General features: G+C 59.3%; 23 protein-coding genes. 10 read left to right on the top strand and 13 right to left on the bottom strand.

The genetic code is table 11. From position 1 onward, the window contains the following. Positions 1–8 precede the first annotated feature (8 nt). Positions 9–725 (top strand): PA5502 family lipoprotein, encoded by a 717-nt coding sequence (locus PI739_RS07165; RefSeq protein ID WP_271351607.1) that lies wholly within the window; start codon positions 9–11, stop codon positions 723–725. Between the two features lie 151 nt (positions 726–876). Here the strand turns inward: PI739_RS07165 and katE are convergent, their stop codons facing one another. After that, on the bottom strand, positions 877–3,027 hold the full coding sequence (gene katE, locus PI739_RS07170; RefSeq protein WP_003367375.1) for a catalase HPII: 2,151 nt from the start codon (positions 3,025–3,027) through the stop codon (positions 877–879). A gap of 307 nt (positions 3,028–3,334) precedes the next feature. Between katE and PI739_RS07175 the strand changes: the two genes are divergently transcribed. Genes PI739_RS07175 through PI739_RS07185 form a run of 3 tightly spaced genes read left to right on the top strand, consistent with a single transcriptional unit; the run spans position 3,335 to position 5,840 of the window. After that, on the top strand, positions 3,335–4,342 hold the full coding sequence (locus PI739_RS07175) for a methionine ABC transporter ATP-binding protein (RefSeq protein ID WP_003317372.1): 1,008 nt from the start codon (positions 3,335–3,337) through the stop codon (positions 4,340–4,342). Continuing rightward, positions 4,342–5,016: a methionine ABC transporter permease gene (locus tag PI739_RS07180; RefSeq protein ID WP_003317371.1), complete on the top strand. Its 675-nt coding sequence runs from the start codon at positions 4,342–4,344 to the stop codon at positions 5,014–5,016. The genes PI739_RS07175 and PI739_RS07180 overlap by 1 nt, the downstream gene beginning before the upstream one ends. Before the next feature lie 50 nt (positions 5,017–5,066). Next, on the top strand, positions 5,067–5,840 hold the full coding sequence (locus PI739_RS07185; RefSeq protein WP_003432230.1) for a MetQ/NlpA family ABC transporter substrate-binding protein: 774 nt from the start codon (positions 5,067–5,069) through the stop codon (positions 5,838–5,840). A 234-nt stretch (positions 5,841–6,074) separates the two neighbouring features. Here the strand turns inward: PI739_RS07185 and PI739_RS07190 are convergent, their stop codons facing one another. Together PI739_RS07190 and PI739_RS07195 are read right to left on the bottom strand one after the other, a co-directional pair. Beyond that, positions 6,075–6,707: an SCO family protein gene (locus PI739_RS07190; protein ID WP_072365361.1), complete on the bottom strand. Its 633-nt coding sequence runs from the start codon at positions 6,705–6,707 to the stop codon at positions 6,075–6,077. 69 nt (positions 6,708–6,776) lie between these two features. After that, entirely contained in the window at positions 6,777–7,271 is a 495-nt protein-coding gene (locus PI739_RS07195; protein ID WP_003367368.1) for a cytochrome c oxidase assembly protein, read from the bottom strand. Positions 7,272–7,551: 280 nt separating this feature from the next. Between PI739_RS07195 and PI739_RS07200 the strand changes: the two genes are divergently transcribed. Continuing rightward, positions 7,552–8,202: a hypothetical protein gene (locus PI739_RS07200; protein WP_003367366.1), complete on the top strand. Its 651-nt coding sequence runs from the start codon at positions 7,552–7,554 to the stop codon at positions 8,200–8,202. Positions 8,203–8,321: 119 nt separating this feature from the next. On the opposite strand, the gene PI739_RS07205 is transcribed toward PI739_RS07200, so the two are convergent. The 5 genes from PI739_RS07205 to PI739_RS07225 all read right to left on the bottom strand — a co-directional run bounded on the left by PI739_RS07205 (position 8,322) and on the right by PI739_RS07225 (position 13,625). After that, the gene (locus PI739_RS07205; protein ID WP_054081230.1) at positions 8,322–9,854 is read right to left on the bottom strand and encodes a SulP family inorganic anion transporter; all 1,533 of its coding nucleotides are present in this window, start codon (positions 9,852–9,854) and stop codon (positions 8,322–8,324) included. 104 nt (positions 9,855–9,958) lie between these two features. Further along, the gene (locus PI739_RS07210; protein ID WP_003432243.1) at positions 9,959–10,699 is read right to left on the bottom strand and encodes a carbonic anhydrase; all 741 of its coding nucleotides are present in this window, start codon (positions 10,697–10,699) and stop codon (positions 9,959–9,961) included. 207 nt (positions 10,700–10,906) lie between these two features. Beyond that, entirely contained in the window at positions 10,907–11,965 is a 1,059-nt protein-coding gene (locus tag PI739_RS07215; protein ID WP_003432244.1) for a PA0069 family radical SAM protein, read from the bottom strand. A 120-nt stretch (positions 11,966–12,085) separates the two neighbouring features. Beyond that, positions 12,086–12,754 (bottom strand): isoprenoid biosynthesis glyoxalase ElbB, encoded by a 669-nt coding sequence (gene elbB, locus PI739_RS07220; RefSeq protein ID WP_003432245.1) that lies wholly within the window; start codon positions 12,752–12,754, stop codon positions 12,086–12,088. 208 nt (positions 12,755–12,962) lie between these two features. Continuing rightward, on the bottom strand, positions 12,963–13,625 hold the full coding sequence (locus tag PI739_RS07225; protein WP_003367362.1) for a DedA family protein: 663 nt from the start codon (positions 13,623–13,625) through the stop codon (positions 12,963–12,965). 231 nt (positions 13,626–13,856) lie between these two features. Between PI739_RS07225 and hemB the strand changes: the two genes are divergently transcribed. Together hemB and ppk1 are read left to right on the top strand one after the other, a co-directional pair. Then, complete coding sequence (hemB, locus tag PI739_RS07230) at positions 13,857–14,867, top strand: porphobilinogen synthase (protein WP_003317357.1); 1,011 nt, start codon at positions 13,857–13,859, stop codon at positions 14,865–14,867. A 16-nt stretch (positions 14,868–14,883) separates the two neighbouring features. Continuing rightward, positions 14,884–17,094 carry a polyphosphate kinase 1 gene (ppk1, locus tag PI739_RS07235; RefSeq protein WP_003432250.1) on the top strand — a complete coding sequence of 737 codons (2,211 nt, stop codon included), beginning with the start codon at positions 14,884–14,886 and terminating at the stop codon, positions 17,092–17,094. On the opposite strand, the gene ppx is transcribed toward ppk1, so the two are convergent. The 5 genes from ppx to PI739_RS07260 all read right to left on the bottom strand — a co-directional run bounded on the left by ppx (position 17,081) and on the right by PI739_RS07260 (position 22,368). Beyond that, entirely contained in the window at positions 17,081–18,583 is a 1,503-nt protein-coding gene (gene ppx / locus PI739_RS07240) for an exopolyphosphatase (protein ID WP_003367359.1), read from the bottom strand. The two genes, ppk1 and ppx, sit on opposite strands and share 14 nt — an antisense overlap. 936 nt (positions 18,584–19,519) lie before the next feature. Then, positions 19,520–20,254 (bottom strand): amino acid ABC transporter ATP-binding protein, encoded by a 735-nt coding sequence (locus PI739_RS07245; protein WP_003432251.1) that lies wholly within the window; start codon positions 20,252–20,254, stop codon positions 19,520–19,522. Then, positions 20,241–20,891, bottom strand: a complete 651-nt coding sequence (locus tag PI739_RS07250) for an amino acid ABC transporter permease (RefSeq protein WP_032609283.1) — start codon at positions 20,889–20,891, stop codon at positions 20,241–20,243. Before PI739_RS07250 ends, PI739_RS07245 begins: the two co-directional genes overlap by 14 nt. After that, positions 20,888–21,553, bottom strand: a complete 666-nt coding sequence (locus PI739_RS07255) for an amino acid ABC transporter permease (protein ID WP_003365831.1) — start codon at positions 21,551–21,553, stop codon at positions 20,888–20,890. The genes PI739_RS07250 and PI739_RS07255 overlap by 4 nt, the downstream gene beginning before the upstream one ends. Positions 21,554–21,582: 29 nt before the next feature. Beyond that, positions 21,583–22,368: a transporter substrate-binding domain-containing protein gene (locus PI739_RS07260; protein WP_003365833.1), complete on the bottom strand. Its 786-nt coding sequence runs from the start codon at positions 22,366–22,368 to the stop codon at positions 21,583–21,585. Positions 22,369–22,618: 250 nt separating this feature from the next. On the opposite strand from PI739_RS07260, the gene PI739_RS07265 reads away from it, so the two are divergent. The 3 genes from PI739_RS07265 to rho all read left to right on the top strand — a co-directional run bounded on the left by PI739_RS07265 (position 22,619) and on the right by rho (position 25,265). After that, positions 22,619–23,323, top strand: a complete 705-nt coding sequence (locus PI739_RS07265) for a FadR/GntR family transcriptional regulator (RefSeq protein ID WP_003365835.1) — start codon at positions 22,619–22,621, stop codon at positions 23,321–23,323. Between the two features lie 121 nt (positions 23,324–23,444). Beyond that, complete coding sequence (gene trxA, locus PI739_RS07270) at positions 23,445–23,774, top strand: thioredoxin TrxA (RefSeq protein WP_003365837.1); 330 nt, start codon at positions 23,445–23,447, stop codon at positions 23,772–23,774. 231 nt (positions 23,775–24,005) lie between these two features. After that, positions 24,006–25,265, top strand: coding sequence for a transcription termination factor Rho (gene rho, locus PI739_RS07275; RefSeq protein ID WP_002551560.1), 1,260 nt, complete (start codon positions 24,006–24,008; stop codon positions 25,263–25,265). Positions 25,266–25,297: the final 32 nt, after the last annotated feature.

Here is a 25,297-nt window from a genome sequence, read left to right on the forward strand (position 1 = left end):
TCGCAGGAATGAAGCCGTTCGCCCCACGCTATCTGCTGCTTGTCGCATTTTCCATCCTGCTGGGTGCCTGCCAGAGTGCGCCCACTGTCAAGACGCCTGCCTCCGAGGCCCAGCCTGACGCGTTCGCTCAGCTTGAGCAGAACATCGCCGGTAATGAGCTGGCAACGGCTGAGGACCAATTGGCGGCGTTGCAGGCTGCCAATCCTGCCGACATCCGTCTTGAGCCTTTTCAGCGTCGTTTGGCCGAAGCCTATCTGAGCCGCAGCCAGATCAGCCTGCAGAAGGGTGACATGAACGCGGCGGCCTCTGCGCTGAGCCGCGCACGCGCCCTGATGCCCAAGGCACCGGCGCTGACCAGCGGCGTCAACGGCGCCATTGCCCATGCGCGCAAGGCCGAGCTGGAAAAAGCCGAAGAGGATTTGAAGGCGGCCGAAGCCAGAAGGGTTGCCAAGCTCATCGATCCGTCGGCAGAAAGCACGACAATTGAACTCAAGATCGGCGATATACGTGCATTGCGTCGTCAACTGGACGATATCGCAGCGGATACCGTAGCGTTCAACTGTGAAGTGCTGATGGTGGTGCCGCGCACCGAAGACTATCCGTGGCTGGCCACGTTGCTGACCAAGCGGGTGGTCAAGGCCAATCCGGATTTCGAGCTGCAATTGCGTCGCCAGATCGAGCGCAATGAAAAAGCGCAGATCATCCTGACGCCAGCGAAGCCCTGAGTCGATCCTCCAAAGCGGACGCAGAGCGTCCAGAACTGCATTCCCACGCGGAGCGTGAGGAACGAGAAGTGTTGCGGAGTCTATGTGGGGGCGGGAACGTTCAGAAAGGCGCTCCCACGCCGGAGCGTGGGAGCGATGTAGCAGCGTCAGATCAAGCCGGAACAGCCTTGGCTTTCACTTCACGATCCCACACACGGTGCTGAGCAATCGCGTTGAAGAACGCTTTGAACGATTTGCTATCGGACACTTCCAGCAGCCCGGCATCTTCTTCCAGGCGTAGCAGGCTCAACAGCTCTTTGGCTTCCCCGGCAAAGGAGATGGCCTTGAGGTGCTTGTAGGCTTCCAGGATGAAGTGCAATGCCACGCCGTCGCCTTTCAGGGCTTCGATCGAAGCCTTGCCACCCGGCACGAACACTGCGTCGAACGCTACCGAAGGCAGGCCTTCAGCCGATGCGTCCACTGGCAGGCTCTTGCCGTCAGCTGTCTTGACCGGTGCGGAGGTCGGGCCCAATACCTTGGCGTGTGCGCCTTCGGCAGTCAGTGCAGCCTTCATGGCTTCGACCGCTTTGCCGTCGACGCCGTCAGCCACAAGAATGGCAACCTTGCGCGAAACGATATCGCCAGACAGCAGGTTGACCTGGCTCAGCGCCGGCGACTCTTTTACCGATGTCTGACGCGCAGGTACGGTACCGGCTGTCGGTGCTGGCAAGCCCAGGTTGGCAGCTACACGTTTGGCCAGCTCCAGATCGATGTTGGCCAGAATCTCGTTGACCTGACGGGCACGGATGTACTCGCGCTCGACTTTGCCCAACTCGAAGCTATAGGCCGCGATGATGTGCTCTTTCTCGTGATGGCTCATGCTCTGGAAGAACAGGGTGGCCTGCGAGAAGTGATCGCCGAACGATTCGCTGCGCTCACGCACCTTGTGCGCTTCAACGCGCTCAGGGTAGGTCTCGAAGCCGCCATCTACCGGGCCGGCAGGGGTTTCTTTCGGCCAGCCGCCATCGATCGAGTTCGGCTCGTAGGAGGCGCGGCCCTTGTCGATAGTGGTGCGATGCTGTGCGTCACGCTGACCGTTGTGGTTCGGCGCAATCGGACGGTTGATCGGGATTTCGTGGAAGTTCGGCCCACCCAGACGGCTGATCTGCGTGTCGGTGTAGGAGAACAGGCGACCTTGCAGCAGCGGGTCGTTGGAGAAATCGATACCCGGCACGATATGGCCGGGGCAGAAGGCAACCTGCTCGGTTTCGGCGAAATAGTTGTCCGGGTTACGGTTCAAGACCATCTTGCCCAGCGGGGTGACCGGCACCAGCTCTTCCGGGATGATCTTGGTCGGATCGAGCAGGTCGAAGTCGAACTTGTGCTCGTCCTCCTCGGCAACGATCTGTACACCCAGTTCCCATTCTGGATAGTCGCCCATCTCGATGGACTCCCACAGGTCGCGGCGGTGGAAATCGGTGTCCTTGCCGGCGAGCTTCTGTGCTTCGTCCCAGACCAGCGAGCACACGCCGAACTTGGGCTTCCAGTGGAACTTCACGAAGCTCGACTTACCTTCGGTGTTGATGAAGCGGAAGGTGTGGATACCAAAGCCCTGCATGGTGCGCAGGCTTTTCGGGATCGCACGGTCGGACATGGTCCACAGCACCATGTGCGCGGATTCCGGCACCAGCGAGACGAAGTCCCAGAAGGTGTCGTGAGCCGAGCCGCCCGTCGGGATTTCGTTATGCGGCTCGGGTTTCACCGCGTGCACGAAGTCAGGAAACTTGATGGCGTCCTGAATGAAGAACACCGGCATGTTGTTGCCCACCAGGTCGAAGTTGCCTTCGTCGGTGTAGAGCTTGACGGCAAAGCCACGCACGTCACGCACGGTGTCGCCCGAGCCGCGTGGGCCCTGAACGGTGGAGAAACGCACGAACACAGGGGTCTTTTTGCCCGGATCGCGCAGGAAGCCTGCTTTACTCAGGGCGCCGTGGTCTTCGTAAGTCTGGAAATAGCCATGTGCTGCAGTACCGCGGGCGTGGACGATACGCTCCGGAATACGCTCATGGTCAAAGTGCGTGATCTTTTCACGCATGATGAAGTCTTCAAGCAGCGATGGGCCGCGGCTGCCGACTTTCAGTGTGTTCTGGTTATCGGAAATCTTGACACCGTGATTGGTGCGCAGGGCCTGCTGGGTCGCGTCCGAGCGGAACTGCTCAAGGCTTTCCAGCTTCTCGTTGGTATTGCCACGGTCCAGGGTGTCGGTACCTGCCAATTCGCTCTTGGGCGTTTGGGTTACAGGTGGTGCGTTCTTGCTAGCCATCAGAGACTCCTTATCTCGCCCCAATCATTGAGTTGGGTTCGCTGAATACGACTTCCCTGGCGTAAGCGGGAAATCACGGTATCCAAGAAGTGACCGGAGCAAAAAACAGCCGTTCCTTTTATTTTCGACCTGCGATCACCAACGGTCGTGTTATGTCCATTGCGCAGGACAGCCTGCAAATAAATGCTAAGCACAGCGGGCAGGACAGGCTAAAATGCGCGCCCGGCTCAATCTGGCCGAGGTAACGAAGCAAGTGGAATTGATCCACTGCGCTGATTTTTTAACGCGCCCCCACAAGGTTCGCTCCGTGATCGAGTTTCATAACGTCCACAAAACCTATCGGGTGGCAGGCAAGGAAATACCGGCCCTGCACCCCACCAGCCTGCGCGTCGACAGTGGCCAGGTGTTCGGCATCATCGGCCACTCCGGCGCGGGCAAAAGTACCTTGCTGCGTCTGATCAACCGCCTGGAAACCCCGAGTGGTGGACAGATCGTGGTCGATGGCGAAGACGTCACTGCGCTCGACGCCAATGGCCTGCGCCGTTTCCGCCAACAGGTCGGGATGATTTTCCAGCACTTCAATCTGCTGGCGTCCAAAACCGTGGCCGACAACGTCGCCATGCCGCTGACCCTGGCAGGCGATATGCCGCGCAAGCAGATCGACCAGCGTGTGGCCGAGTTGCTGGAGCGGGTCGGATTGTCCGATCACGCCAAAAAGTACCCGGCACAACTGTCGGGCGGCCAGAAGCAGCGTGTCGGCATCGCCCGCGCACTGGCTACCAAACCCAAAATCCTGCTGTGCGATGAAGCCACCAGCGCACTGGACCCGCAGACCACTGCGTCGGTCTTGCAACTGCTGGCCGAGATCAATCGTGAGCTGAAGCTGACCATCGTGCTCATCACCCATGAAATGGACGTGATTCGTCGCGTCTGCGATCAGGTGGCCGTGATGGACGCCGGGGTGATCGTCGAGCACGGCAGGGTCGCTGATGTGTTTCTGCATCCACAACACCCGACCACCAGGCGCTTTGTGCAGGAAGACGAGCAGGTCGACGAAAACGAACAGCGCGATGATTTCGCTCACGTTCAGGGCCGTATCGTGCGTCTGACGTTTCAGGGCGAGGCCACCTACGCGCCGTTGCTCGGCACGGTGGCGCGGGAAACCGGCGTCGATTACAGCATCCTCGCCGGTCGTATCGACCGCATCAAGGACACCCCTTACGGGCAGTTGACGCTGGCCATCACCGGCGGCGACATGGACGCCGCCTTCGCGCGCTTCACCGCCGCTGATGTTCATATGGAGGTGCTGCGCTGATGGACGCTTTTCTGAACCTGTTTTCCAATGTCGACTGGTACGAGATCTGGGTGGCCACTGGCGACACGCTGATCATGCTCGGTGTATCGCTCGGTTTCACCATCCTGCTCGGCCTGCCGCTGGGCGTGCTGATGTTTCTCACCTCGCCGCGTCAGTTGCTGGAGCACAAGCAGCTTTATGCGACGGTCGGGGTGATCGTCAACATGCTGCGCGCGCTGCCGTTCATCATCCTGCTGATCGTGATGATGCCGTTGACCGAGATCATTACCGGTACGTCACTGGGCATCCTCGGCACGTTGCCGCCGCTGATCGCCGGTGCCACGCCGTTCTTTGCGCGCCTGGTAGAGACCGCCTTGCGCGAAGTGGATCGCGGCATCATCGAAGCCACGCAGGCCATGGGCGCGACGACCCGGCAGATCATCGTCAAGGCGCTGCTGCCTGAGGCGCGCCCCGGCATTCTGGCGGCGATCACGGTGACCGCCATTGCGCTGGTGTCGTTCACGGCCATGGCCGGTGCGGTGGGCGCTGGCGGTCTGGGCGACCTGGCGATTCGTTATGGTTATCAACGCTTCCAGAACGATGTGATGTTCGTGACGGTCGTATTGTTGCTGGTGCTGGTGCAGATTCTGCAGACCATCGGCGACAGACTGGTCGCGCATTTCACACATCGTTGATCGAATCCGTTGGTATTGGCCCGCCTGTGCGGGCCCGAAGGAGTTGTTGCATGAAGAAACTATTGGCCATATTCGCCGCTGTCACCGCCTTGTCCGCGCAAGCCAACGAAACCCTGACCGTCGCGGCCTCTGCCGTGCCGCACGCCGAGATCCTCGAGTTCGTCAAACCGACCCTGGCCAAAGAAGGCGTGGATTTGAACATCAAGGTGTTCAATGACTACATTCAGCCTAACGTGCAGGTGTCGCAGAACCGTATGGACGCGAATTTCTTCCAGCACCAGCCGTATCTGGATGAGTTCAATAAGGGCAAAGGCACTGATCTGGTGGCCGTGGCCAAGGTGCACATCGAGCCTTTCGGCGCTTACTCCGACAAGTTCAAGACGCTGGCGGAGCTTCCCAACGGCGCCAATGTCGCCCTGCCCAATGACGCCACCAACGAAGGCCGCGCCTTGCTGCTGCTGGCCAAGGCAGGTCTGATCACCCTGAAAGAGCCGGGCAACATCCTGTCCAAGCCTTCGGATGTCGTGAATAACCCGAAAGACCTGAAATTCCGTGAACTGGAAGCGGCCACGCTGCCCCGCGTCCTGACTCAGGTCGATCTGGCGCTGATCAACACCAACTACGCCCTGAGTGCCAAGCTCGACCCGACCAAGGACGCGCTGATCATCGAAGGTGCCGATTCGCCCTACGCGAACATTCTGGTGGCCCGCCCGGACAACAAGGACTCGGACGCGATGAAGAAGCTGGTGGCCGCCTTGCAGAGCCCGGAAGTGAAAACATTCCTGACCGAGAAGTACAAAGGCGCTGTGGTTCCGGCGTTCTGATCCGATTGTACCTTGCGGTTCTCGCGCCAGTGCTCTGCGTCCCTTGTGACGCAGAGCGTCGGGAACACCTTATCGCTCCCACGCTCTGCGCTCATAGTTATACAGGCGCGTCGTGGGAGCGAGCTTGCTCGCGAAGAGGCCGGTAAAGCCTCCAGAAAATAGAGCGTTTGGACCAAGTCTTCGTGAGCAATGCGGATCGCCGCCCCGGTCACTCCCGCAGGAATCTCACAGGCCCTAATCCCTTTCCAGCAGCCCCGGCAATTGCTTCACCAGCTTCTGATTGTTCAGCGGTGCGCGGATAAAGCCTCGCTGCGTACCATCCGGGCCGATCAAAGCCAGATTACCGCTGTGATCGACGAAGTAGTTCGCTTTGCTGGTGTCTGCGGGAATGAACGGAATGCTCACGGCATTGGCCAGTGTCTGGATATCAGCGACAGGCGCCGTCAGGCCGATGTACTGCGGGTCGAAGTAGCCCAGGTATTGCTTGAGCTGCTGCGGCGTGTCGCGGTTCGGGTCGACGCTGACCAGTACCACCCGCATGCGCTTGACTGTCTCTTCGGGCAGCTCGGTCCTGATCTGCTTGATCTGCGCCAGGGTCGTGGGGCAGATGTCCGGGCAGAAGGTGTAGCCGAAGAACATCAACGTCCATTGGTCTTTCAAGCCATCAAGCGCTACAGCCACGCCGTTCTGGTCGGTCATGCTCAGGGCCGGTAACTGGCGGCTTTTGGGGAGCAGCACAATACCGGCGTCGTTGAGCGCCGCCTGGTCCTGTGGGGTGCGGCCAGTCAGCACCTGGCTGAGGATCACGCCCAGAAGCAGGGCGACAATGGCAGCAACAATGAAAACGGTTTTCTGAGTACGGGTCATGGTGTCGGCGCGGGTAGTGATCGGCATGCGGCCGGGGATGATGGCCTATATTGCGCACCGAGCCTAGATCTAGGGCGTGGTGACATCGAACAGCGTATAGGCCAGCGTCAGACGTTTTACATCCTCGGGTATGTCACGGTCGACGATGAAGCGTACCGGCATCTCGATGTGCTCGCCCGGCTGTAATGTCTGTTGGGTGAAGCAGAAGCATTCGGTCTTGTGAAACCACGCTGCGGCCTTTCCGGGCGAAATACCCGGTACGGCCTGGGCTTTCATCGGTCTGTCGGTCGGGTTCTGCGCGATGAAGATCATCTCGTTGAGCGCTCCGGGATGGACCTGCATCTGGCGCGACTGCGGGTAGAACGCCCAGGTCATCCCCGCTGCATTGCCGGCAGTGAACAGCACATCGATCTGGCGTGAAGCGTCCTGACCCGCTACGCCATTGTCGTTGTGTCCGGTTAGCACGCCGTAAAGCGACGGCAATGCCAATCCGCACATCAACATGATCACTATTAAACACGTCAAACGCAGAACGAGCTGTTTGGACAAAAGAGGCTGGCTCATGCGTGGCTCACTTTTTATGTCTGACAGCGTGTCGAAATAGCTGCGGGCGACTTCAGAGTAGCCTGCTTATTCAAAACGCGAACTGCAGCGCACCCGCATCGCCGGGGGAAGGCAGTCGTTTTCGGTCAAAAGTTGAGCAAAATATGCCCTGATAGCGCAAATGTATCTAAATGTGAGTTGCATATAGCAAAACCGTCTTAAGCATTTAGTTAAGCAAGCTAACGTATGACTCTCCATCAACGAACCATGGGGTCTGACGCCTCAAGGAGTCCCAGCAGCCATGAACACCGCCGCATTGCGCGAGCAGATACAACTAGCCCATCAACATGAGGCCCGGACCGGCCACTTGCTGCAACAGTTGGAACAAAAGCTCCCACATCTTCATCCCGCCATCCACCTGCCGGAAGTCGACGCGAAAGACGTACTGACGCGTTTCGTCACGGCCTATATCGATCTGGTCCCCGATCTGCTGGACGCTGCCCATGAGGTCGCGCTGCACGCCGGGATCGAAGGGCAGATAAAGCCGGTGTTGAAAATCGCCGAGCATTTTTTCGCGGCCCCGCCTTCCATCATGGATGGGCATGAAGGCCTGGAAAGCCTGTTGGACGAGGCTTATCTGGCGCATCGGCTGGTCGAGGAAGTGAATGACCTGTACATCAAGCATTTCGGTCAGCCGCTGATACCGTCAAATACCACGGTTGCCAGCGTGATTGCCCACCAGTTGATCGGCGAGCAATTTGCCAACCAGCTGGACGAAGCGGTTCACCATGCTGTCGATGAGCTGCTTGATGAGGAGAGTTTCGCGCTGGACTCGGTCGAGGCCTACCGCGAGAAGCTGATCAGCCCTGAAACGGGTGCGGCCTGGCAGCGCTGGCCAAGCCTGTCACGGCAATTGGGCGTCGGCCTGGAGCTGGAGCGCTCCGCGGTCTGATTCAGAGGCCCGAATCACTGTCTTCGCCCGCAATGGAAGGAGCCGGATATCGCTCCGCTGCTACGCGAAGACCCATCCGGCTCACATGTCCCAGAGCTGTGATAACAGGGTAGCGACTGTCAGGCGGCGCCCGAGCCGATCCCCGTTGTCGTGTAGATCCGCCCTTCAAGACGACGCTTCAAGCCACGCGATTCGATAAGCAACCGGGTGCCATGAGCGGCATTCGAACGACCCCATTCTTCCAGCAGTTCCAGACACGAGTGGTCGATGTAGGACAAATTGCCCAATGGCACATGCACCGTGCTGCCCTGCGGAATAGTGCCCAGTGCCTGAGTCAGCGCTGGCACCTTGAGGAACGTTGCGGCACCGACCAGGCGCAGCTCGAATTCCTTCTCGCCCGCCAGCTCGACCACACTGATCTTCAGACGCGAAGCCTTGAACGCCAGCTTCACCAGGGTCAGACCAAAACCGACCAGTACACCGGTCAGCAGGTCGGTGAAGATGATCGCCACGGCAGTCGCCGCATAGGTGAACATCGGCATCCGGCCATAGCGACCCAGACCACGAAACGCCTTCAGATCGACCAGCTTCAGACCGGTATAAACCAGCACACCAGCCAGACTCGCGACCGGAATACTCTGCAGTACGCTCGACAGCAGCAACACGAACGCCAGCAGCCACAGGCCGTGGAAGATCGTCGAGAAGCGCGTGGTGGCACCGGCCTGGACATTGGCCGAGCTGCGCACGATAACGCCGGTCATCGGCAACGCACCGAGCACGCCGCAGAGCATGTTGCCCACGCCTTGAGCGCTGAGTTCCTTGTCGAAGTCCGAACGCTGGCCACTGTGCATGCGGTCAACCGCCGAGGCAGAGAGCAGCGTTTCGGCACTGGCAATGAACGCCACAACGATAGCGGCAACCAGAATGGCCGGGTCGGCCAGGTTCATCAGGTCGGCCGGGCGAAGCCAGTCGATGGCGTCGGCCAGGTTGTCAGGCACTTCGACACGCTTGACCTGCAAGGCCATGAACAGGCTGATGCCGGTTGCGATACCCACGCCCAGCAGCGCGCCGGGTACGAAGCGCAAAGACTGCGGACGAAGTTTTTCCCAGCCCCACATGATCAGCATGGTGCCCAGACCGAGCATACCGGCCTGCATGCCGGTGCCTGGTCCGAAGGCCTGGATCAGTGTGGAAGGGAAGGCGATCAGATTGTCCAGCCCGGAAGGTTTGGGACCGCTGTCGAACATCACGTGTGCCTGTGACAGTACGATCAACACGCCGATACCGGCGAGCATGCCATAGACCACCGCAGGCGCCGTGACCCGGAACCAGCAGCCAAGCTTGAATCGACCTGCCAGCAGCTGAAGTAACCCGGCGAGTACCAGAATAGGACCCAGCATGGCCATGCCGTGCTCGCGTACCACTTCAAAAACCAGTACTGCCAGACCGGCTGCGGGTCCGCTGACCTGCAACGGAGAACCGGCTATCCAGCCGACTATAAGCCCGCCTACGATGCCGGTGATCAGACCTTTGGCCGGAGGCATGCCGGATGCGATGGCGATCCCCATGCACAGCGGCAGGGCGACCAGGAACACGACCACGGAAGCGAGCAGCTCACGTGGTAAAGCGGTTTTCAATGCTGTAATACCCATGACGCTTCTCCGGAATTCTTCAGACGAGGCAAGACGGGCGACGCGCATCCTGCGCAGCCGCCATCAGCTGATAAAGAAGGGCTTGCCGTCAGTCGGACTGGTGATCAGTCGGCTGAAAAGCGTGCTTTCGGTGAAGCCATCGGCGTCGGTCCCGAACCGTCGAGCGGTATGAAACGATCGAGCTCGGCGTCATAAGCCAGGATTTCGCTGGTTTCGATGCTGTAGACCCAGCCGTGAATGAACAATTGGCCGCTGGCCATTTTTGCTGCGACCGAAGGGTGGGTGCGCAGGTGTTGCAACTGGGAAATCACGTTTTCCTGAGTCAGGACCTGCATGGTTTCCAGTTCGCCGCTGCAGCTGCAGTTCTGCTCGACTACCGTGCGGGCAACCTCGGCATGACGCAACCAGGCTTTTACCGTAGGCATCTTGTCCAGGCTGTCAGGGTTGAGCACTGCGCGCATGGCGCCGCAGTCAGAGTGTCCGCAAACGATGATGTGCTGCACGCCCAGTGCAACTACTGCGTATTCCAGAGCGGTGGACACGCCGCCGTTCATCTGGCCATACGGCGGGACGACGTTGCCGACGTTACGCGTGACGAACAGGTCGCCAGGCGAACTTTGGGTGATCAATTCGGGCACGATGCGCGAGTCGGCGCAGGTGATGAACATGGCCCGTGGCGATTGGGCAGTCGCCAGCTTCTTGAACAGCTCTTCCTGCTGGGGGAAGACCTCGTTACGGAAATGTACAAAGCCATCGACGATATGTTTCAACGCTACGTCGGCGCTGTCTGAATGGCTTGATGTGCTGGACGACGTAGCCGAATGCTGTTTACCGATGTCTGTCATGTCTTCATCCTCTCTGACGAATTGATGTGGATTCTTCATGCCTGTTTGACCAGAGCCGGATGTGATCCCTCTCTGAAGGGCATCACGAACAAATCCCTTGAGCGCTATCGCTGATGACACTCCGAGTAACAGACTAATCGCCGAAGCTTAAACGAAACTGAATGCGATGGCTCTGGGACGCGGGTTTGCACGATAGTACCAAGTTCATCACAGCAGCGACATTTGTCCTCCCGGCGGACAAAACGCATCGCAATCGAGTGCAAATCCACCACGTTTGTTCAATCCGAGTCGTTTGATTGCCAAGGCATAGCGTTGAGCCAGCAGGTCGGCAAACGGTCCTTCGCCACGCATTCGAGACCCAAATGTGCTGTCGTACACGGCTCCGCCGCGACTTTGACGAATCAGACTCATCACATGATCGGCGCGTTGCGGGTAATGTGTCTTCAACCACTCGTCGAACAGCGGCGCGACTTCCAGCGGCAGGCGCAGCATGACGTAGCTGGCGCTCAGGGCGCCCGCAGCCTTCGCTTCGCTCAGCAGTGCCTCCAGCTCGCTGTCGTTGATCATCGGGATCATCGGCGCACACAGCACGCCGACCGGGACACCTGCCTGGCGCAATACCCGAATGGCCCGCAGGCGAGCCTTGGGCGCCGCTGCCCTGGGTTCGAGGATGCATTTGAGCTCGTCATCCAGCGTCGTCAGGCTGATGAAGACCGACACCAGCCGCAGCCTGGCCATTTCTGCCAGCAGATCCAGGTCGCGCAGGATCAGCGAGCCTTTGGTAATGATGCTGACCGGATGCCGATAGCGCAGCAACACCTCAAGCGTCGCCCGAGTGATGCGGTACTCCCGTTCGATCGGCTGGTAGGGGTCGGTGTTGGCCCCGAGGGTGATGGGCGCGCAGCGGTAGCCGGGTTTGGAGAGCTGTTGCTCAAGCAACGCCGCCGCGTTGGTCTTGGCGATCAGCTTGGTCTCGAAGTCCAGGCCGGGAGACATGTCCCAATAGGCGTGGCTGGGTCTGGCGAAACAATAGATGCAGCCGTGCTCGCAGCCCCGGTAAGGGTTGATCGACCTGTCAAAGGGGATATCCGGCGAGCTGTTGCGGGTGATTATGCTTTTGGCTGTTTCGCTGGTGACCTGGGTGCCTTGCGTGAGTGGCACTTCCTGATACCAGCCATCGTCTTCAGCCACTGATTGACTGGGTGCGAAACGGTTATGCGGATTGCTGGCAGTACCTCGGCCACGAACCGGATAGAGGCTGGACATCTGGCATTACTCGTATACTGTTCATGCGTACAGTACAGCATAAAGCCCGGATGGATCACTAAGGTCGGCCTGCAAAACACCGCTCGCCTGACGGGCGGTATTTTGCAGACAGGGCGACGGTCAGGCATCGCCCTCGTGAGTCAGCTCCAGCACACGGTCAACCAGCTTATTGATGCCCGAGGCCGCCTCGCTGATGCTTTTGGCGACCATATAGGCAGGCGTGCTGACCAGTTTTCGCGCTTCGTCCTCGACGATGTCATCGACGGCGCATTCTGAATGACTGCCACCCATTTTGGTGATGGCCGCGGCGGTTTCAGGGTCGTTACCGATGGTGCAGGTCACGCCGGGACCATAGATCTTGGCCGCAAGTGCCGGGGTGATGCAGATCAGCCCGACCGGTTTGCCGGCTTCGGCAAACGCCTCGGCGAGCTCCAGCAACCCGGCTTCGACCTGGCAGGCATGGCCTTGCAGGGCAAGGTCGGAAAGATTCTTTGCCGAGCCGAAACCGCCCGGGATGATCAGGGCGTCAAAGTCTTCGGCATTCGCCTCGCGGATGTCTTTCACTTCGCCCCGTGCAATGCGCGCAGACTCGACCAGTACATTGCGCGACTCGGGCATTTCCTCACCGCTCAGGTGATTGATGACGTGATGCTGAGTGATGTCAGGCGCGAAGCACTGAACCTGCGCACCGCGCTGATCCAGGCGCAACAGGGTAAGAACGCTTTCGTGAATCTCGGCACCGTCGTAGACGCCACAGCCGGAGAGGATTACAGCCACTTTTTTCTGCATCGATTTCGGCTCCTTGTGCTTGAGCAACCTAAGGCTTCTTTTAATTTGTCTGTTCAGTTGATCGCTTTGCGGGCCGAGTGTTCAGTTGAGGGATTGCTGGCTGCGCACAAGGTGCATGGGGAGGGTGGTGGTCGCGAGGTCTGCAGCGTCTGTGCGCTGTCGCCGAGCGAGGCCTGTCAGCCTGCGCTCGGGAGAGGTACGGGGGAGTTTATTCGTCGGACTTTTTCGTCAGATCGACGGGCACGGTGACCGGCGTTTCCAGGTCGGAGGCCGCTGCCGATGCGCAGAAGCGGCTCTTTTCTGCACGCTCTTCACGGGCGATGCGGGCGTTCTTGATGCGTCTGCGTATCCACAGGGCCAGCCCCAGCAGTACCAGCGCGCCCAGCACCCAGAGTTCATATTTCTTGACGTTGCCCAGCAAGCCTTCGAGAACCGCGCCGAAGTGGTAAGCAGCCGAACCCAGCGCCGCAGCCCAGACAGCTGCGCCGATACCGTTCAGCAGAAGATAACGCCCGGGTGGATAACCTGACAGGCCGATGGCCACGGGCATGACCGTTCGCAGCCCGTACACGAAGCGGAAGCTCAATACCCAGATATCCGGGTGCTTGCGGACCAGCCGCAGGGCCTTGTCGCCCATGAGTTGCCAGCGAGGCTTGCGCGCCAGGAGCTTGCGGCCGTGCTTGCGCCCCATGAAATACCACAACTGGTCACCCGCATAACTGCCACAAAAGGCCACGAGGATGACGATGTTGAGGTCCATGTATCCGCGAAACGCCAGGAATCCGGCAAGAACCAGAATGGTCTCGCCTTCAAAAAAGGTGCCGAGGAACAGGGCAAAGTAGCCGAATTCGTTCAAGAAATTCTGGAGCATTGTCTGGATGCTGGCGAAATGAACGCGCAGCCTAACGCGCCCAAGGCAATCATGAAAGTGTCCATATGTGTCTCGACGTTAAAGATTCTTGCAACCACAATGGTCGTATCCCCTTGAAGGCCGTGACCGCGACGTGCAGTCGCAGGTCGAACCATGACTGTCACACATTGGTCATAATGGCGGCTTATAACTGTCGCGCTTGCCCGCGTAAGCGGGCTCAGGAGTCTCGCCGTGAGCTTTACCCCCGCCAACCGCCTGTTTCCTCTCACTCGTCTGCGCCGTAATCGCCGCGACGACTTTTCCCGTAGGCTGGTGCGTGAAAACGTTGTCACTGTCGACGATCTGATTCTTCCCGTATTTGTCCTCGATGGTGAAAACCGTCGTGAATCCATCGCCTCGATGCCCGGCGTCGAGCGCTTGAGTGTGGATCTGTTGCTCAAGGAAGCCGAACACTGGGTCGCGTTGGGTATCCCTGCGCTGGCGCTGTTCCCGGTGACACCGCCGGAAAAGAAATCCCTCGACGGTGCCGAAGCCTGGAACCCGGACGGCATCGCCCAGCGCGCGACCCGCGCCCTGCGTGACCGTTTCCCGGAGCTGGGCGTCATCACTGATGTGGCGCTGGACCCGTTCACCACCCATGGTCAGGACGGCATCCTCGACGAAGAGGGCTATGTTCAGAACGACATCACCGTCGACGCGCTGGTGAAGCAGGCGCTGTCGCACGCCGATGCCGGTGCTCAGGTGGTCGCGCCGTCGGACATGATGGACGGTCGCATTCAGGCCATCCGCGAGTCTCTGGAGCTGGCCGGGCATGTAAATGTCAGGATCATGGCCTATTCGGCCAAGTACGCCAGTGCCTACTACGGTCCGTTCCGTGACGCGGTGGGTTCTTCGCTGAATCTGGGCAAGGCCAACAAGGCCTCTTATCAGATGGACCCGGCCAACAGCAACGAGGCCCTGCACGAAGTGGCAGCCGACCTTGCCGAAGGCGCCGACATGGTCATGGTCAAGCCTGGCATGCCTTATCTGGACATTCTGTACAGGGTCAAGGATGAGTTCAAAGTGCCGACCTTTGTTTATCAGGTCAGCGGTGAATACGCGATGCACATGGCCGCAATCCAGAACGGTTGGCTGAGTGAAGGGGTGATTCTCGAATCCCTCACTGCCTTCAAACGCGCCGGTGCCGACGGCATCCTTACCTACTTTGCTGTCCGCGCCGCTCAACTGTTGAAGGGGCAATAGCCTCACAGGAACATTCATGAATACCGAAGCACTCATCGAAGCCGCTGTTCAAGTCGATGTCCCGGAGGCAACGCCCGTGGTCGAACCTGACATCGAAGTAATCCCGGCCATCGAGGCACCCGCCGCTGCGGTGCCCGCTATCGTCGCCCCGAACCTGGACGACAGCAGCCTGTATATCCACCGTGAACTGTCGCAACTGCAGTTCAATATCCGGGTTCTGGAACAGGCGCTCGATGAGTCCTACCCATTGCTGGAGCGGCTGAAGTTTCTGCTGATCTTCTCCAGCAACCTCGATGAGTTCTTCGAGATTCGTGTTGCGGGCCTGAAGAAACAGATCACCTTTGCCCGCGAACAGGCGGGCGCCGATGGTCTGCAGCCGCATCAGGCGCTGGCCAGGATCAGCGAACTGGTACACGGTCACGTGGATCGTCAGTACGCGATCCTCAACGACATTCTGCTGCCGGAACTGGAGAAACATCAGGTCCGCTTCATTCGCCGCCGTCACTGGACGGCCAAGCTCAAGGCCTGGGTACGACGCTATTTCCGCGACGAGATCGCGCCGATCATCACCCCGATCGGTCTCGATCCGACGCACCCGTTCCCGTTGCTGGTCAACAAGAGCCTGAACTTCATCGTCGAGCTTGAAGGTATCGATGCCTTCGGGCGCGACTCCGGTCTTGCGATCATTCCCGCGCCGCGTCTGCTGCCGCGTGTGATCAAAGTGCCGGAAGATGTCTGCGGGCCTGGCGACAACTTCGTGTTCCTGTCGTCGATGATCCACGCCCACGCTGACGATCTGTTTCAGGGTATGAAGGTCAAGGGCTGCTACCAGTTCCGCCTGACCCGAAACGCCGACCTGGCGCTGGACTCCGAAGATGTGGAAGACCTGGCGCGCGCACTGCGTGGCGAGTTGTTCTCGCGTCGCTATGGTGATGCGGTACGTCTGGAAGTGGCGGATACCTGCCCGAAACACCTGTCGGACTACCTGCTCAAGCAGTTCAACCTGAACGAGTCCGAGCTGTATCAGGTGAATGGTCCGGTCAACCTGACACGTCTGTTCAGCATCACCGGCCTGGACAGCCACCCCGAATTGCAATACCCGCCGTTCACGCCAGCCATTCCCAAGCTGCTGCAGAACAGCGAAAACGTTTTCAGCGTGGTCAGCAAACAGGACATCCTGTTGCTGCACCCTTTCGAGTCCTTCACGCCAGTGGTCGACCTGCTGCGCCAGGCGGCAAAAGACCCGCACGTGCTTGCGGTACGCCAGACGCTGTATCGCAGCGGCGCGAACTCGGAAATCGTCGATGCGCTGGTCGATGCCGCGCGTAACGGTAAGGAAGTCACTGCGGTGATCGAGCTGCGTGCGCGTTTCGACGAAGAGTCCAACCTGCAACTGGCCAGCCGTCTGCAGGCCGCCGGTGCAGTGGTGATCTACGGCGTGGTCGGCTTCAAGACCCACGCCAAGATGATGTTGATTCTGCGTCGCGAAGCGGGCGAGATCGTGCGTTATGCGCATCTCGGGACCGGCAACTACCACGCCGGTAACGCGCGTCTGTATACCGACTACAGCTTGCTGACCTCCGATGACGCGTTGTGCGAAGACGTCGGCAAACTGTTCAGCCAGTTGATCGGCATGGGCAAGACGCTGCGCATGAAGAAGCTGCTGCATGCGCCGTTCACGCTCAAGAAAGGCATGCTCGACATGATCGCCCGCGAGACGCAATTTGCGCTCGACGGCAAGCCTGCGCACATCATCGCCAAGTTCAACTCGCTGACCGATCCGAAGATCATCCGGGCGTTGTACAAGGCCAGCCAGTCCGGAGTACGCATCGATCTGGTGGTGCGCGGCATGTGCTGTCTGCGTCCGGGCATCGCCGGGGTTTCGCACAATATCCATGTGCGCTCGATCATCGGCCGCTTCCTGGAACACACGCGAGTGTTCTACTTCCTTAACGGCGGCGACGAGCAGATGTTCCTGTCGAGTGCCGACTGGATGGAGCGCAACCTCGACAAGCGCGTCGAGACCTGCTTCCCGGTGGAAGGCAAGAAGCTGATTCTGCGTGTGAAAAAGGAACTGGAAAGCTATCTGACCGACAACACCCACAGCTGGCTGTTGCAGCCGGACGGGCGTTACGTGCGCAGCACGCCGACCGGTAATCAGAACCCGCGAAGCGCCCAGGCGACCCTTTTGGAGCGCCTGAGCAACCCGGTCCTCAGCGTACGCTGAAGACGATGCCGACTCGGGTCAGCCACTCCGCTTCCAGGGCGAAGTCGGCCTGAGTCAGCTGGTTGTTGTCCAGCCAGCCTTTCGGGAATTCGGCGTCCAGATTCGGGCCGTCGGCACGCAACACCACACGTGGCATCTCTTGGGTGCCGCGAATGTGGTGAAACAGAATCGCAAAGCGCAACAGCACGCACAAGCGAATCAGCTTGATGCCTTCGTCGCCGAAATCGGCGAACTTGTCCTTGGGAATATTACGGCGATGACCGCGCACCAGCAGTGCGAGCATTTGCTGGTCTTCGCGTGAGAAACCGGCCAGGTCGGAGTGCTCGATCAGGTACGCGCCGTGCTTGTGGTAGTGATAGTGGGCGATGTCCAGGCCGATTTCGTGCACCTTGGCCGCCCAGCTCAGCAGTTCGGCGTAGCTCTCGTGCTGTAATTCCCAGCTCTCGGCGACTTGCTCCAGTGCATGCAGCGCCTTGGCTTCGACGCGTGCCGCCTGTTCCAGATCGACGTGATAACGCTCCATCAGCGAGCTGAGCGTACGCTCACGGACGTCTTCATGATGATGGCGGCCCATCAGGTCATACAGCACGCCTTCACGCAGGGCACCTTCGCAGTGATCCATGCGCTTGAGTTCGAGGGCGTCGAAGATGGCTTCGAGAATCGCCAGGCCTGCGGGGAAAATGGCGCGACGGTCGGGCTTGATGCCGTCGAAGTCGATCTTTTCCACATCACCCAGCTTGAACAGCTTGCGCTTGAGCCAGGCCAGCCCTTCGGCGTTGACCTCGCCAGCGCCGTAACCATTGGCCTTGAGCGCCAGGCCGATAGCACGAATGGTGCCTGACGAACCAATCGCTTCATCCCACTTGAGGCGATGCAGTGCGTGTTCGATGCTCATGATTTCCAGACGGGCAGCGGTGTAGGCCTGAGCATAACGGGCCGGTGTCACCTTGCCGTCGCGGAAGTAGCGCTGGGTAAAACTCACGCAGCCCATCTGCAGGCTTTCACGCAGCAGCGGCTCGAAGCGCTGGCCGATGATGAATTCGGTACTGCCGCCGCCGATGTCGGCGACCAGACGTTTGCCCGGGGTATCGGCCAGCGTGTGGGAGACGCCCAGATAAATGAGGCGCGCTTCCTCGCGGCCGGAAATCACTTCCACCGGGTGGCCGAGGATTTCTTCGGCGCGGTGAATGAAGTCGTTGCGGTTACGCGCCTCGCGCAGGGCATTGGTGCCCACGATGCGTACCGCACCGAGCGGCAGCCCGTTGATCAACTGGGCGAAACGTTTCAGGCAGTCGAGACCGCGTTGCATGGATTCTTCGGTCAGCTGGCGCTCTTCGTCGATGCCTGCGGCCAACTGCACCTTCTCGCCCAGGCGCTCAAGAATGCGAATCTCGCCCTGATTGGCTTTTGCCACAACCATATGAAAGCTGTTGGAGCCCAGGTCGATAGCGGCGATCAGTGAAAAATTCTTGGGTGTTGAGTGCGGCATGGTCAGGAAATCCGGTTCGATAACCGGACCATCGTGCCACGATCCATGCTTGCCGCCAACGCGAAGCTGTTCAGGCACCGGAAATACCCGGTATTACTCGCGCGCGTGGCGTATGGCTATCAATGCCATGTGACGCAGAGCTTCACCAAAATGCATTGCCACGCTAAAGCGTGCGGAACGAGAGGTATCCCTAAGAACGCCATCGTGCCTATGCGCCGCGCTCAGCGTAAAACACAGTCGTCGTGGGAGCGAGCTTGCTCGCGAAGAGGCCGGTGCAGCCCCCGGAGATATGGTGTTTGGACCAACGCCTTTGTGAGCAAGCTCACTCCCACCAAGATTTCTGTCCAGCCCTATACAGCATGCAGCTGTGACGCGGAGCGTCACGAAATGCATTCCCACGCGGAGCGTGAGGAACGATAAGTGCCCGCAACATGCTCCGCGCTCATCGTTACACACACACACGTCTTCGTGGGAGCGAGCTTGCTCGCGAAGAGGCCGGTGCAGCCCCTGAAAATATGGCGTTTGGACCAAAGTCTTCGTGAGCAAGCTCACTCCCACCAAGATTTCTGTCCAGCCCGATACAGCATGTAGCTGTGACGCGGAGCGTCACGAAATGCATTCCCACGCGGAGCGTGAGGAACGATGAGTGCCCGCAACATGCTCCGCGCTCAGCGTTACACACAAGTCTTCGGGGGAGCGAGCTTGCTCGCGAAGAGGCCGGTGCAGCCCCCGGAGATATGGTGTTTGGACCAAAGTCTTCGTGAGCAAGCTCACTCCCACGAAGATTTCTGTCCAGCCCACAGCATGTAGCTGTGACGCAGAGCGTCACGAACTGCATTCCCACGCGGAGCGTGAGGAACGATAGGTGCGCGCAAGACCACTATCGATGCTCCGCGTGCGCATGCCGTTCCGGACGCTCTGCTTCCAGGTCCAGCCTCAGGCGTGCTCCACTGTGCCGATGAAGTTCGCCAGTTCCGGGGTTTTCGGGTTGGCGAAGAGTTCTTTCGGATCGCCCACTTCGTGCACCTTGCCCTGGTGCATGAACACCAGCTTGTCACCCACTTCACGCGCGAAGCGCATTTCGTGGGTGACCATGATCAGGGTCATGCCATCGGCTGCCAACTGGCGCACCACGCTGAGCACTTCGTTGACCAGCTCCGGGTCCAGTGCCGAGGTGATTTCGTCGCACAGCAATACCTTGGGCGACATCGCCAGCGCTCGGGCAATCGCTACGCGTTGCTGTTGACCACCGGACAGGCGATCCGGGAAGGCGTCGAACTTCTCGCCCAGCCCGACGCGTTCGAGCATCTTCCTCGCCAGTTTGGCGGCCTCGGCCTTCGGTACTTTCTGCACGACCTGCGGCGCAAGCATGACGTTCTCACCCACGCTCAGGTGCGGGAACAGGTTGAACTGTTGGAACACCATGCCGACCTTCTGGCGCAGCGTGCGCAGGTCAGCGCGCGCGGCGTCCAGGTATTCGCCATCGACCTCGATCACACCATCGTTGATCGACTCCAGACCGTTGAGCGTGCGCAACAGGGTGCTTTTGCCCGAGCCGCTGCGACCGATGATCGCCACGACCTGGCCTTCTTCGACCGACAGATCGATGCCTTTGAGTACGTGATGATCGCCATAGTATTTATGCAGGGCGGAAATTCTAAGCAGAGGCATGCAGTCTCCTTTCCAGATGGCGCGCGCACAGCGACAAGGGGTAGCACAGGATGAAGTAGCCCAGAGCAACGAAGCCATAGACCATGAAAGGTTCGAACGTAGCGTTGGCCAGCATGCTGCCTGTCTTGGTCAGTTCGGTGAAACCGATGATCGACGTCACTGCAGTGCCTTTGACCACCTGCACGGAAAAGCCGACCGTCGGCGCGACCGCGATGCGCAACGCCTGCGGCAGAATCACGTAACGCATCTGCTCGAATGGGGTTAGCGCCAGGCTCGCGGATGCTTCCCACTGGCCCTTGGAAATCGATTCGACGCAGCCACGCCAGATTTCCGCAAGGTAGGCGCTGGTAAACAGCGTCAAGGCCAGTGCCGCCGCAGCCCAGGGCGAAATGTTCATGCCCATCAGGGCGACGCCGAAGAACACCAGGAACAACTGCATCAACAGCGGCGTGCCCTGAAACAGTTCTATATAGAGTTTCGCGGTCACGCGCGGGCCGGATTTCTCCGAGGTGCGCATGCCCATGATCAGCAAGCCGATCAGCCCGCCGCCGATGAAGGCCACCAGCGACAAGGCCACGGTCCATTGCAGGCCGATCAGCAGATTGCGCACGATGTCCCAGAGGGTGAAATCCATCAGCTGTTCCTCGAGATGTAGCGACGCCCGATCCAGGCCAGCAGTTGCCGGATCAGCAGCGCCATGGCCAAGTAGATCAGCGTGGTCACAATGTAGGTTTCGAACGAGCGGAAGTTGCGTGACTGAATGAAGTTGGCAAAGAAGCTCAGTTCTTCAGTGGCAATCTGCGAGCAGACCGACGAGCCCAGCATGACGATGATGATCTGGCTGCTCAGTGCCGGCCAGACCTTGCCCAGCGCCGGAACCAGCACTACGTGGCGAAAGGCTTCGTAACGGTTCATTGCCAGCGCAGCCGACGCTTCAAGCTGACCCTTGGGAATCGCCTGGATACCCGCCCGCACGATTTCGGTCGAGTAGGCACCCAGGTTGATGACCATCGCCAGCACCGCTGCCTGCCATTCCGTGATCTGCACGCCCAGCGACGGCAGACCGAAGAAAATGAAGAACAGCTGGACCAGAAACGGTGTGTTGCGGATCAGCTCGACATAGATGGCAAAGATCGTCGCAAAAGGCTGAATCTTCCAGGCCCTCACGACGGCACCGACAATACCGAGACTGACGCCCAGCAGGGTGCCAATGGCCGTCAGTTCCAGCGTGAACAAAGCCCCGCGCAACAGCAGATCGATGCTCTGCAGGACCGGTGTAAAGTCGAAGTGATAAGCCATTGGTGAATCCTGTTACCGGAAAGCAGTGATCAGAGATCGGCAGGCAGCGGTTGCTTCAGCCATTTCTGGGAAGCATTTTCCAGCGAGCCGTCAGCCTTGGCGGCATTCAGAATCTCATCGACCCTGCCCAACAGTTCCGGCTGACCCTTGTTCACGCCGACATACACGGGCGAGTCCTTGAGTTTCACTTTCAGTGCCGGGATGCGCTTGGGATTGCGCTCGCTGATCGCGACCATCACCACGTTGCCGCTGGCAATCAGGTCGGTCTGACCGGCCAGATAGGCTGCGATGGTGGAGTTGTTGTCTTCGAAGCGCTTGATGACCGCGCCTTCCGGAGCCACTTTCGACAGCTCGATGTCTTCGATAGCACCACGGGTGACGCTGATGGTCTTGCCTTTCAGGTCAGCGATGTCCTTGACCGGCGAATCAGGTGGACCGAATACCGCCAGGTAGAACGGTGCGTAGGCGCGTGAGAAGTCGATGACTTTTTCGCGGTCCGGGTTCTTGCCCAGGCTGGAGATCACCAGGTCGACCTTGCCGGTGGTCAGGAACGGAATGCGGTTGGTGCTGTTGACCGGGGTCAGTTCCAGCTTGACCTTCAGCTTGTCGGCCAGCAGTTGTGCGGTGTCGATGTCCAGGCCGCGCGGTTTCATGTCGGGGCCGACCGAGCCGAATGGCGGGAAGTCCTGCGGAACGGCCACCTTGAGGGTGCCGCGCGCTACAACGTCGTCCAGGCCGTTGGCGTGGGCGGGTGTCTGGCTCAGCATCAGACTGGCAAACAGTGCAGTAAGCAGGGCGCTGTAACGCTTGGTCATATGAAGTCTCCGGGCGAAACGAAAGGTGTTGGCCTGTCTCCAGTGCACAGCGCATGCCATTCGGTCATTACCTGCCATGAATCAAGGTTTGCAGCGCATTTATGGTCTTACTGGTCTGACCAGTTGGAGGAGGCCTCGCCCTGCTTTGGCGCGCTTTAAAGCCTTGCTGCCCCAGTGCTGGGCGTCGCTTGCCGAATGTTCGAGATGGCGATAAAAGGGATTTTTACTGGACTGACTGGCCTGAACAGTGATGCCGCACACTTCACTCGCAGTACCCGAATCAGCCCTCCGGGCCATTCGCAAATTGATCGCCGAGCAAGGGTACAAGCCCGGCGAGAGCCTGCCGTCGCAACGCGATCTGGCGGTTTTGCTGGGGGTCAGTCGGGCGTCCCTGCGTGAAGCCTTGTCATCGCTCAGCGCACTCGGAGTGGTCAGTGTCCAGCCCGGCAAAGGCGTCTTCGTGCAGTCGATTTCTGAACCAGAACAGCGCACAGGTGGTTTTTCCTGGCCTTATGAAGCTCAGGTTTCCCCGGCCGACACCTTTCAGTTGCGCTATGCACTGGAAGGTTTTGCTGCGGGAATGGCAGCGGTGACCCTGACCGCCGACGAGCGGGATGTGCTGGAGGACAACGTCGAAGCCATGCGCCTGGAGTTGCGTGCCGGTGACTTCGAGGCTGCGGCGCGGCTCGACTTCGAGTTTCATCGGCACATTCTGGTCGCCAGCGGCAATCAGGCGATGCTCGGGATCGTGACTGCCGGGGCCGACATCTTTCTGGAAAGCCAGAAGATGCCGTTCATCCGGGCGGCCAGGGTCATGGAAACCTGGCAGGAGCACCGCAAGATCCTTCGCGCGCTGGCCCGACATGCGTCAGGGCCTGCGCAAAAGGCCATGCAGGACCATATTCGTGGCGCGGCACTGCGCACCGGTATCGTGTTCGTTTCGCCCGCCAACTGAACGCCGGCCATAACTGCAGTCATGGCTCATCATAGTCAGACTCAATGAACCTTCGCTTCCTGAATCACCTGAGGCCCGCTATGATGAGCGTCGTTTTTAGCCTATGAACTCGGAGACTTCCATGAGTAGCGACCTTATCAAACACGTCACCGACGCCACCTTTGAAGCCGAAGTACTCAAGGCTCAGGGTCCTGTGCTTGTTGACTATTGGGCTGAATGGTGTGGCCCTTGCAAAATGATTGCCCCGGTTCTGGACGAAATCGCCAGCACCTACGAAGGCAAGCTGACTGTTGCCAAGTTGAACATCGATGAAAACCAGGACACTCCTGCCAAGCATGGTGTTCGCGGTATCCCTACGCTGATGCTGTTCAAGAACGGCAATGTTGAAGCGACCAAAGTCGGCGCCCTGTCGAAGTCGCAGCTGGCTGCGTTCCTCGACGCCAACATCTGAGGCGTTTCAAAGCCCCGCAAATCGCGGGGTTTTTTTCGGGTGTCGTACTAGACGCCTGGAAAATCAGGTGGTACATTCGGCCCCGCAACGGCTTCTCCGTTGCCCCCTGCTAGCCGTCGCCGACGCTCTCCTTTCGATTTAGTACGCGATCCTGTCGCCTTCTCTGCGGCGCGGCCTCATTAAGCCAAAAGCTTAATTTCCCCCTCCATACATGATTACGTCATTCCCCATATGAACCTGACTGAACTCAAGCAAAAGCCGATTACCGAATTGCTCGAAATGGCCGAACAGGCTGGCATTGAGAATATGGCCCGTTCGCGCAAGCAGGACGTCATTTTCTCCCTGCTCAAACGGCACGCCAAAAGTGGCGAGGAAATATCCGGTGATGGCGTGCTGGAGATTCTCCAGGACGGCTTCGGTTTCCTGCGCTCTGCAGACGCTTCCTACCTGGCCGGCCCGGATGACATCTATGTCTCCCCCAGCCAGATCCGCCGCTTCAACCTGCGTACCGGCGACACCATCGTTGGCAAGATCCGTCCACCCAAGGAAGGCGAGCGTTATTTCGCTCTGCTCAAGGTCGACACGATCAACTACGACCGTCCGGAAAACGCCAAGAACAAGATTCTGTTCGAAAACCTGACGCCGTTGTTCCCGACGATCCGCATGAAGATGGAAGCCGGTAACGGCTCCACCGAAGACCTGACCGGTCGTGTGATCGATCTGTGCGCACCGATCGGTAAAGGCCAGCGTGGTCTGATCGTTGCTCCGCCGAAGGCGGGCAAGACCATCATGCTGCAGAACATCGCGTCGAACATCACGCGTAACAACCCGGAAGTGCATCTGATCGTTCTGCTGATCGACGAGCGCCCGGAAGAAGTGACCGAGATGCAGCGCACCGTGCGCGGCGAAGTGGTTGCCTCGACATTCGACGAACCGCCAACCCGTCACGTACAGGTTGCCGAAATGGTGATCGAGAAGGCCAAGCGCCTGGTCGAGCACAAGAAAGACGTCGTTATCCTGCTCGACTCCATCACCCGTCTGGCTCGTGCCTACAACACCGTCATCCCGAGCTCCGGCAAGGTATTGACCGGTGGTGTCGACGCTCATGCACTCGAGAAGCCAAAGCGTTTCTTCGGTGCTGCGCGTAACATCGAAGAAGGCGGCTCGTTGACCATCATCGCCACCGCACTGGTTGAAACCGGTTCGAAGATGGATGAAGTGATCTACGAAGAGTTCAAGGGTACTGGCAACATGGAGCTGCCTCTGGATCGTAAGATCGCAGAGAAGCGCGTGTTCCCGGCCATCAACATCAACCGCTCCGGCACACGCCGTGAAGAGCTGTTGACCGCTGATGACGAGCTGCAGCGCATGTGGATTCTGCGCAAGCTGCTGCACCCGATGGACGAAGTCGCGGCTATCGAGTTCCTGATCGACAAGCTCAAGCAGACCAAGACCAACGACGAGTTCTTCCTGTCCATGAAACGCAAGTAACGGGCAGGCTGAAACAAAAAATGGTGCCCTTC

The sequence above is a fragment of the Pseudomonas cerasi genome, assembly GCF_027983475.1.
GTDB classification, from domain to species: Bacteria; Pseudomonadota; Gammaproteobacteria; order Pseudomonadales; family Pseudomonadaceae; genus Aquipseudomonas; species Aquipseudomonas cerasi.

What these genes read in the sequence shown, in the direction of transcription:
- PI739_RS07165 (WP_271351607.1), top strand. Translation starts at nt 9, where the DNA reads ATGAAGCCGTTCGCCCCACGCTATCTGCTGCTTGTCGCATTTTCCATC.
- katE (WP_003367375.1), bottom strand. Translation starts at nt 3,027, where the DNA reads ATGGCTAGCAAGAACGCACCACCTGTAACCCAAACGCCCAAGAGCGAA.
- PI739_RS07180 (WP_003317371.1), top strand. Translation starts at nt 4,342, where the DNA reads ATGGACGCTTTTCTGAACCTGTTTTCCAATGTCGACTGGTACGAGATC.
- PI739_RS07185 (WP_003432230.1), top strand. Translation starts at nt 5,067, where the DNA reads ATGAAGAAACTATTGGCCATATTCGCCGCTGTCACCGCCTTGTCCGCG.
- PI739_RS07190 (WP_072365361.1), bottom strand. Translation starts at nt 6,707, where the DNA reads ATGACCCGTACTCAGAAAACCGTTTTCATTGTTGCTGCCATTGTCGCC.
- PI739_RS07195 (WP_003367368.1), bottom strand. Translation starts at nt 7,271, where the DNA reads ATGAGCCAGCCTCTTTTGTCCAAACAGCTCGTTCTGCGTTTGACGTGT.
- PI739_RS07200 (WP_003367366.1), top strand. Translation starts at nt 7,552, where the DNA reads ATGAACACCGCCGCATTGCGCGAGCAGATACAACTAGCCCATCAACAT.
- PI739_RS07205 (WP_054081230.1), bottom strand. Translation starts at nt 9,854, where the DNA reads ATGGGTATTACAGCATTGAAAACCGCTTTACCACGTGAGCTGCTCGCT.
- PI739_RS07210 (WP_003432243.1), bottom strand. Translation starts at nt 10,699, where the DNA reads ATGACAGACATCGGTAAACAGCATTCGGCTACGTCGTCCAGCACATCA.
- PI739_RS07215 (WP_003432244.1), bottom strand. Translation starts at nt 11,965, where the DNA reads ATGTCCAGCCTCTATCCGGTTCGTGGCCGAGGTACTGCCAGCAATCCG.
- elbB (WP_003432245.1), bottom strand. Translation starts at nt 12,754, where the DNA reads ATGCAGAAAAAAGTGGCTGTAATCCTCTCCGGCTGTGGCGTCTACGAC.
- PI739_RS07225 (WP_003367362.1), bottom strand. Translation starts at nt 13,625, where the DNA reads ATGCTCCAGAATTTCTTGAACGAATTCGGCTACTTTGCCCTGTTCCTC.
- ppk1 (WP_003432250.1), top strand. Translation starts at nt 14,884, where the DNA reads ATGAATACCGAAGCACTCATCGAAGCCGCTGTTCAAGTCGATGTCCCG.
- ppx (WP_003367359.1), bottom strand. Translation starts at nt 18,583, where the DNA reads ATGCCGCACTCAACACCCAAGAATTTTTCACTGATCGCCGCTATCGAC.
- PI739_RS07245 (WP_003432251.1), bottom strand. Translation starts at nt 20,254, where the DNA reads ATGCCTCTGCTTAGAATTTCCGCCCTGCATAAATACTATGGCGATCAT.
- PI739_RS07255 (WP_003365831.1), bottom strand. Translation starts at nt 21,553, where the DNA reads ATGGCTTATCACTTCGACTTTACACCGGTCCTGCAGAGCATCGATCTG.
- PI739_RS07260 (WP_003365833.1), bottom strand. Translation starts at nt 22,368, where the DNA reads ATGACCAAGCGTTACAGCGCCCTGCTTACTGCACTGTTTGCCAGTCTG.
- PI739_RS07265 (WP_003365835.1), top strand. Translation starts at nt 22,619, where the DNA reads ATGCCGCACACTTCACTCGCAGTACCCGAATCAGCCCTCCGGGCCATT.
- trxA (WP_003365837.1), top strand. Translation starts at nt 23,445, where the DNA reads ATGAGTAGCGACCTTATCAAACACGTCACCGACGCCACCTTTGAAGCC.
- rho (WP_002551560.1), top strand. Translation starts at nt 24,006, where the DNA reads ATGAACCTGACTGAACTCAAGCAAAAGCCGATTACCGAATTGCTCGAA.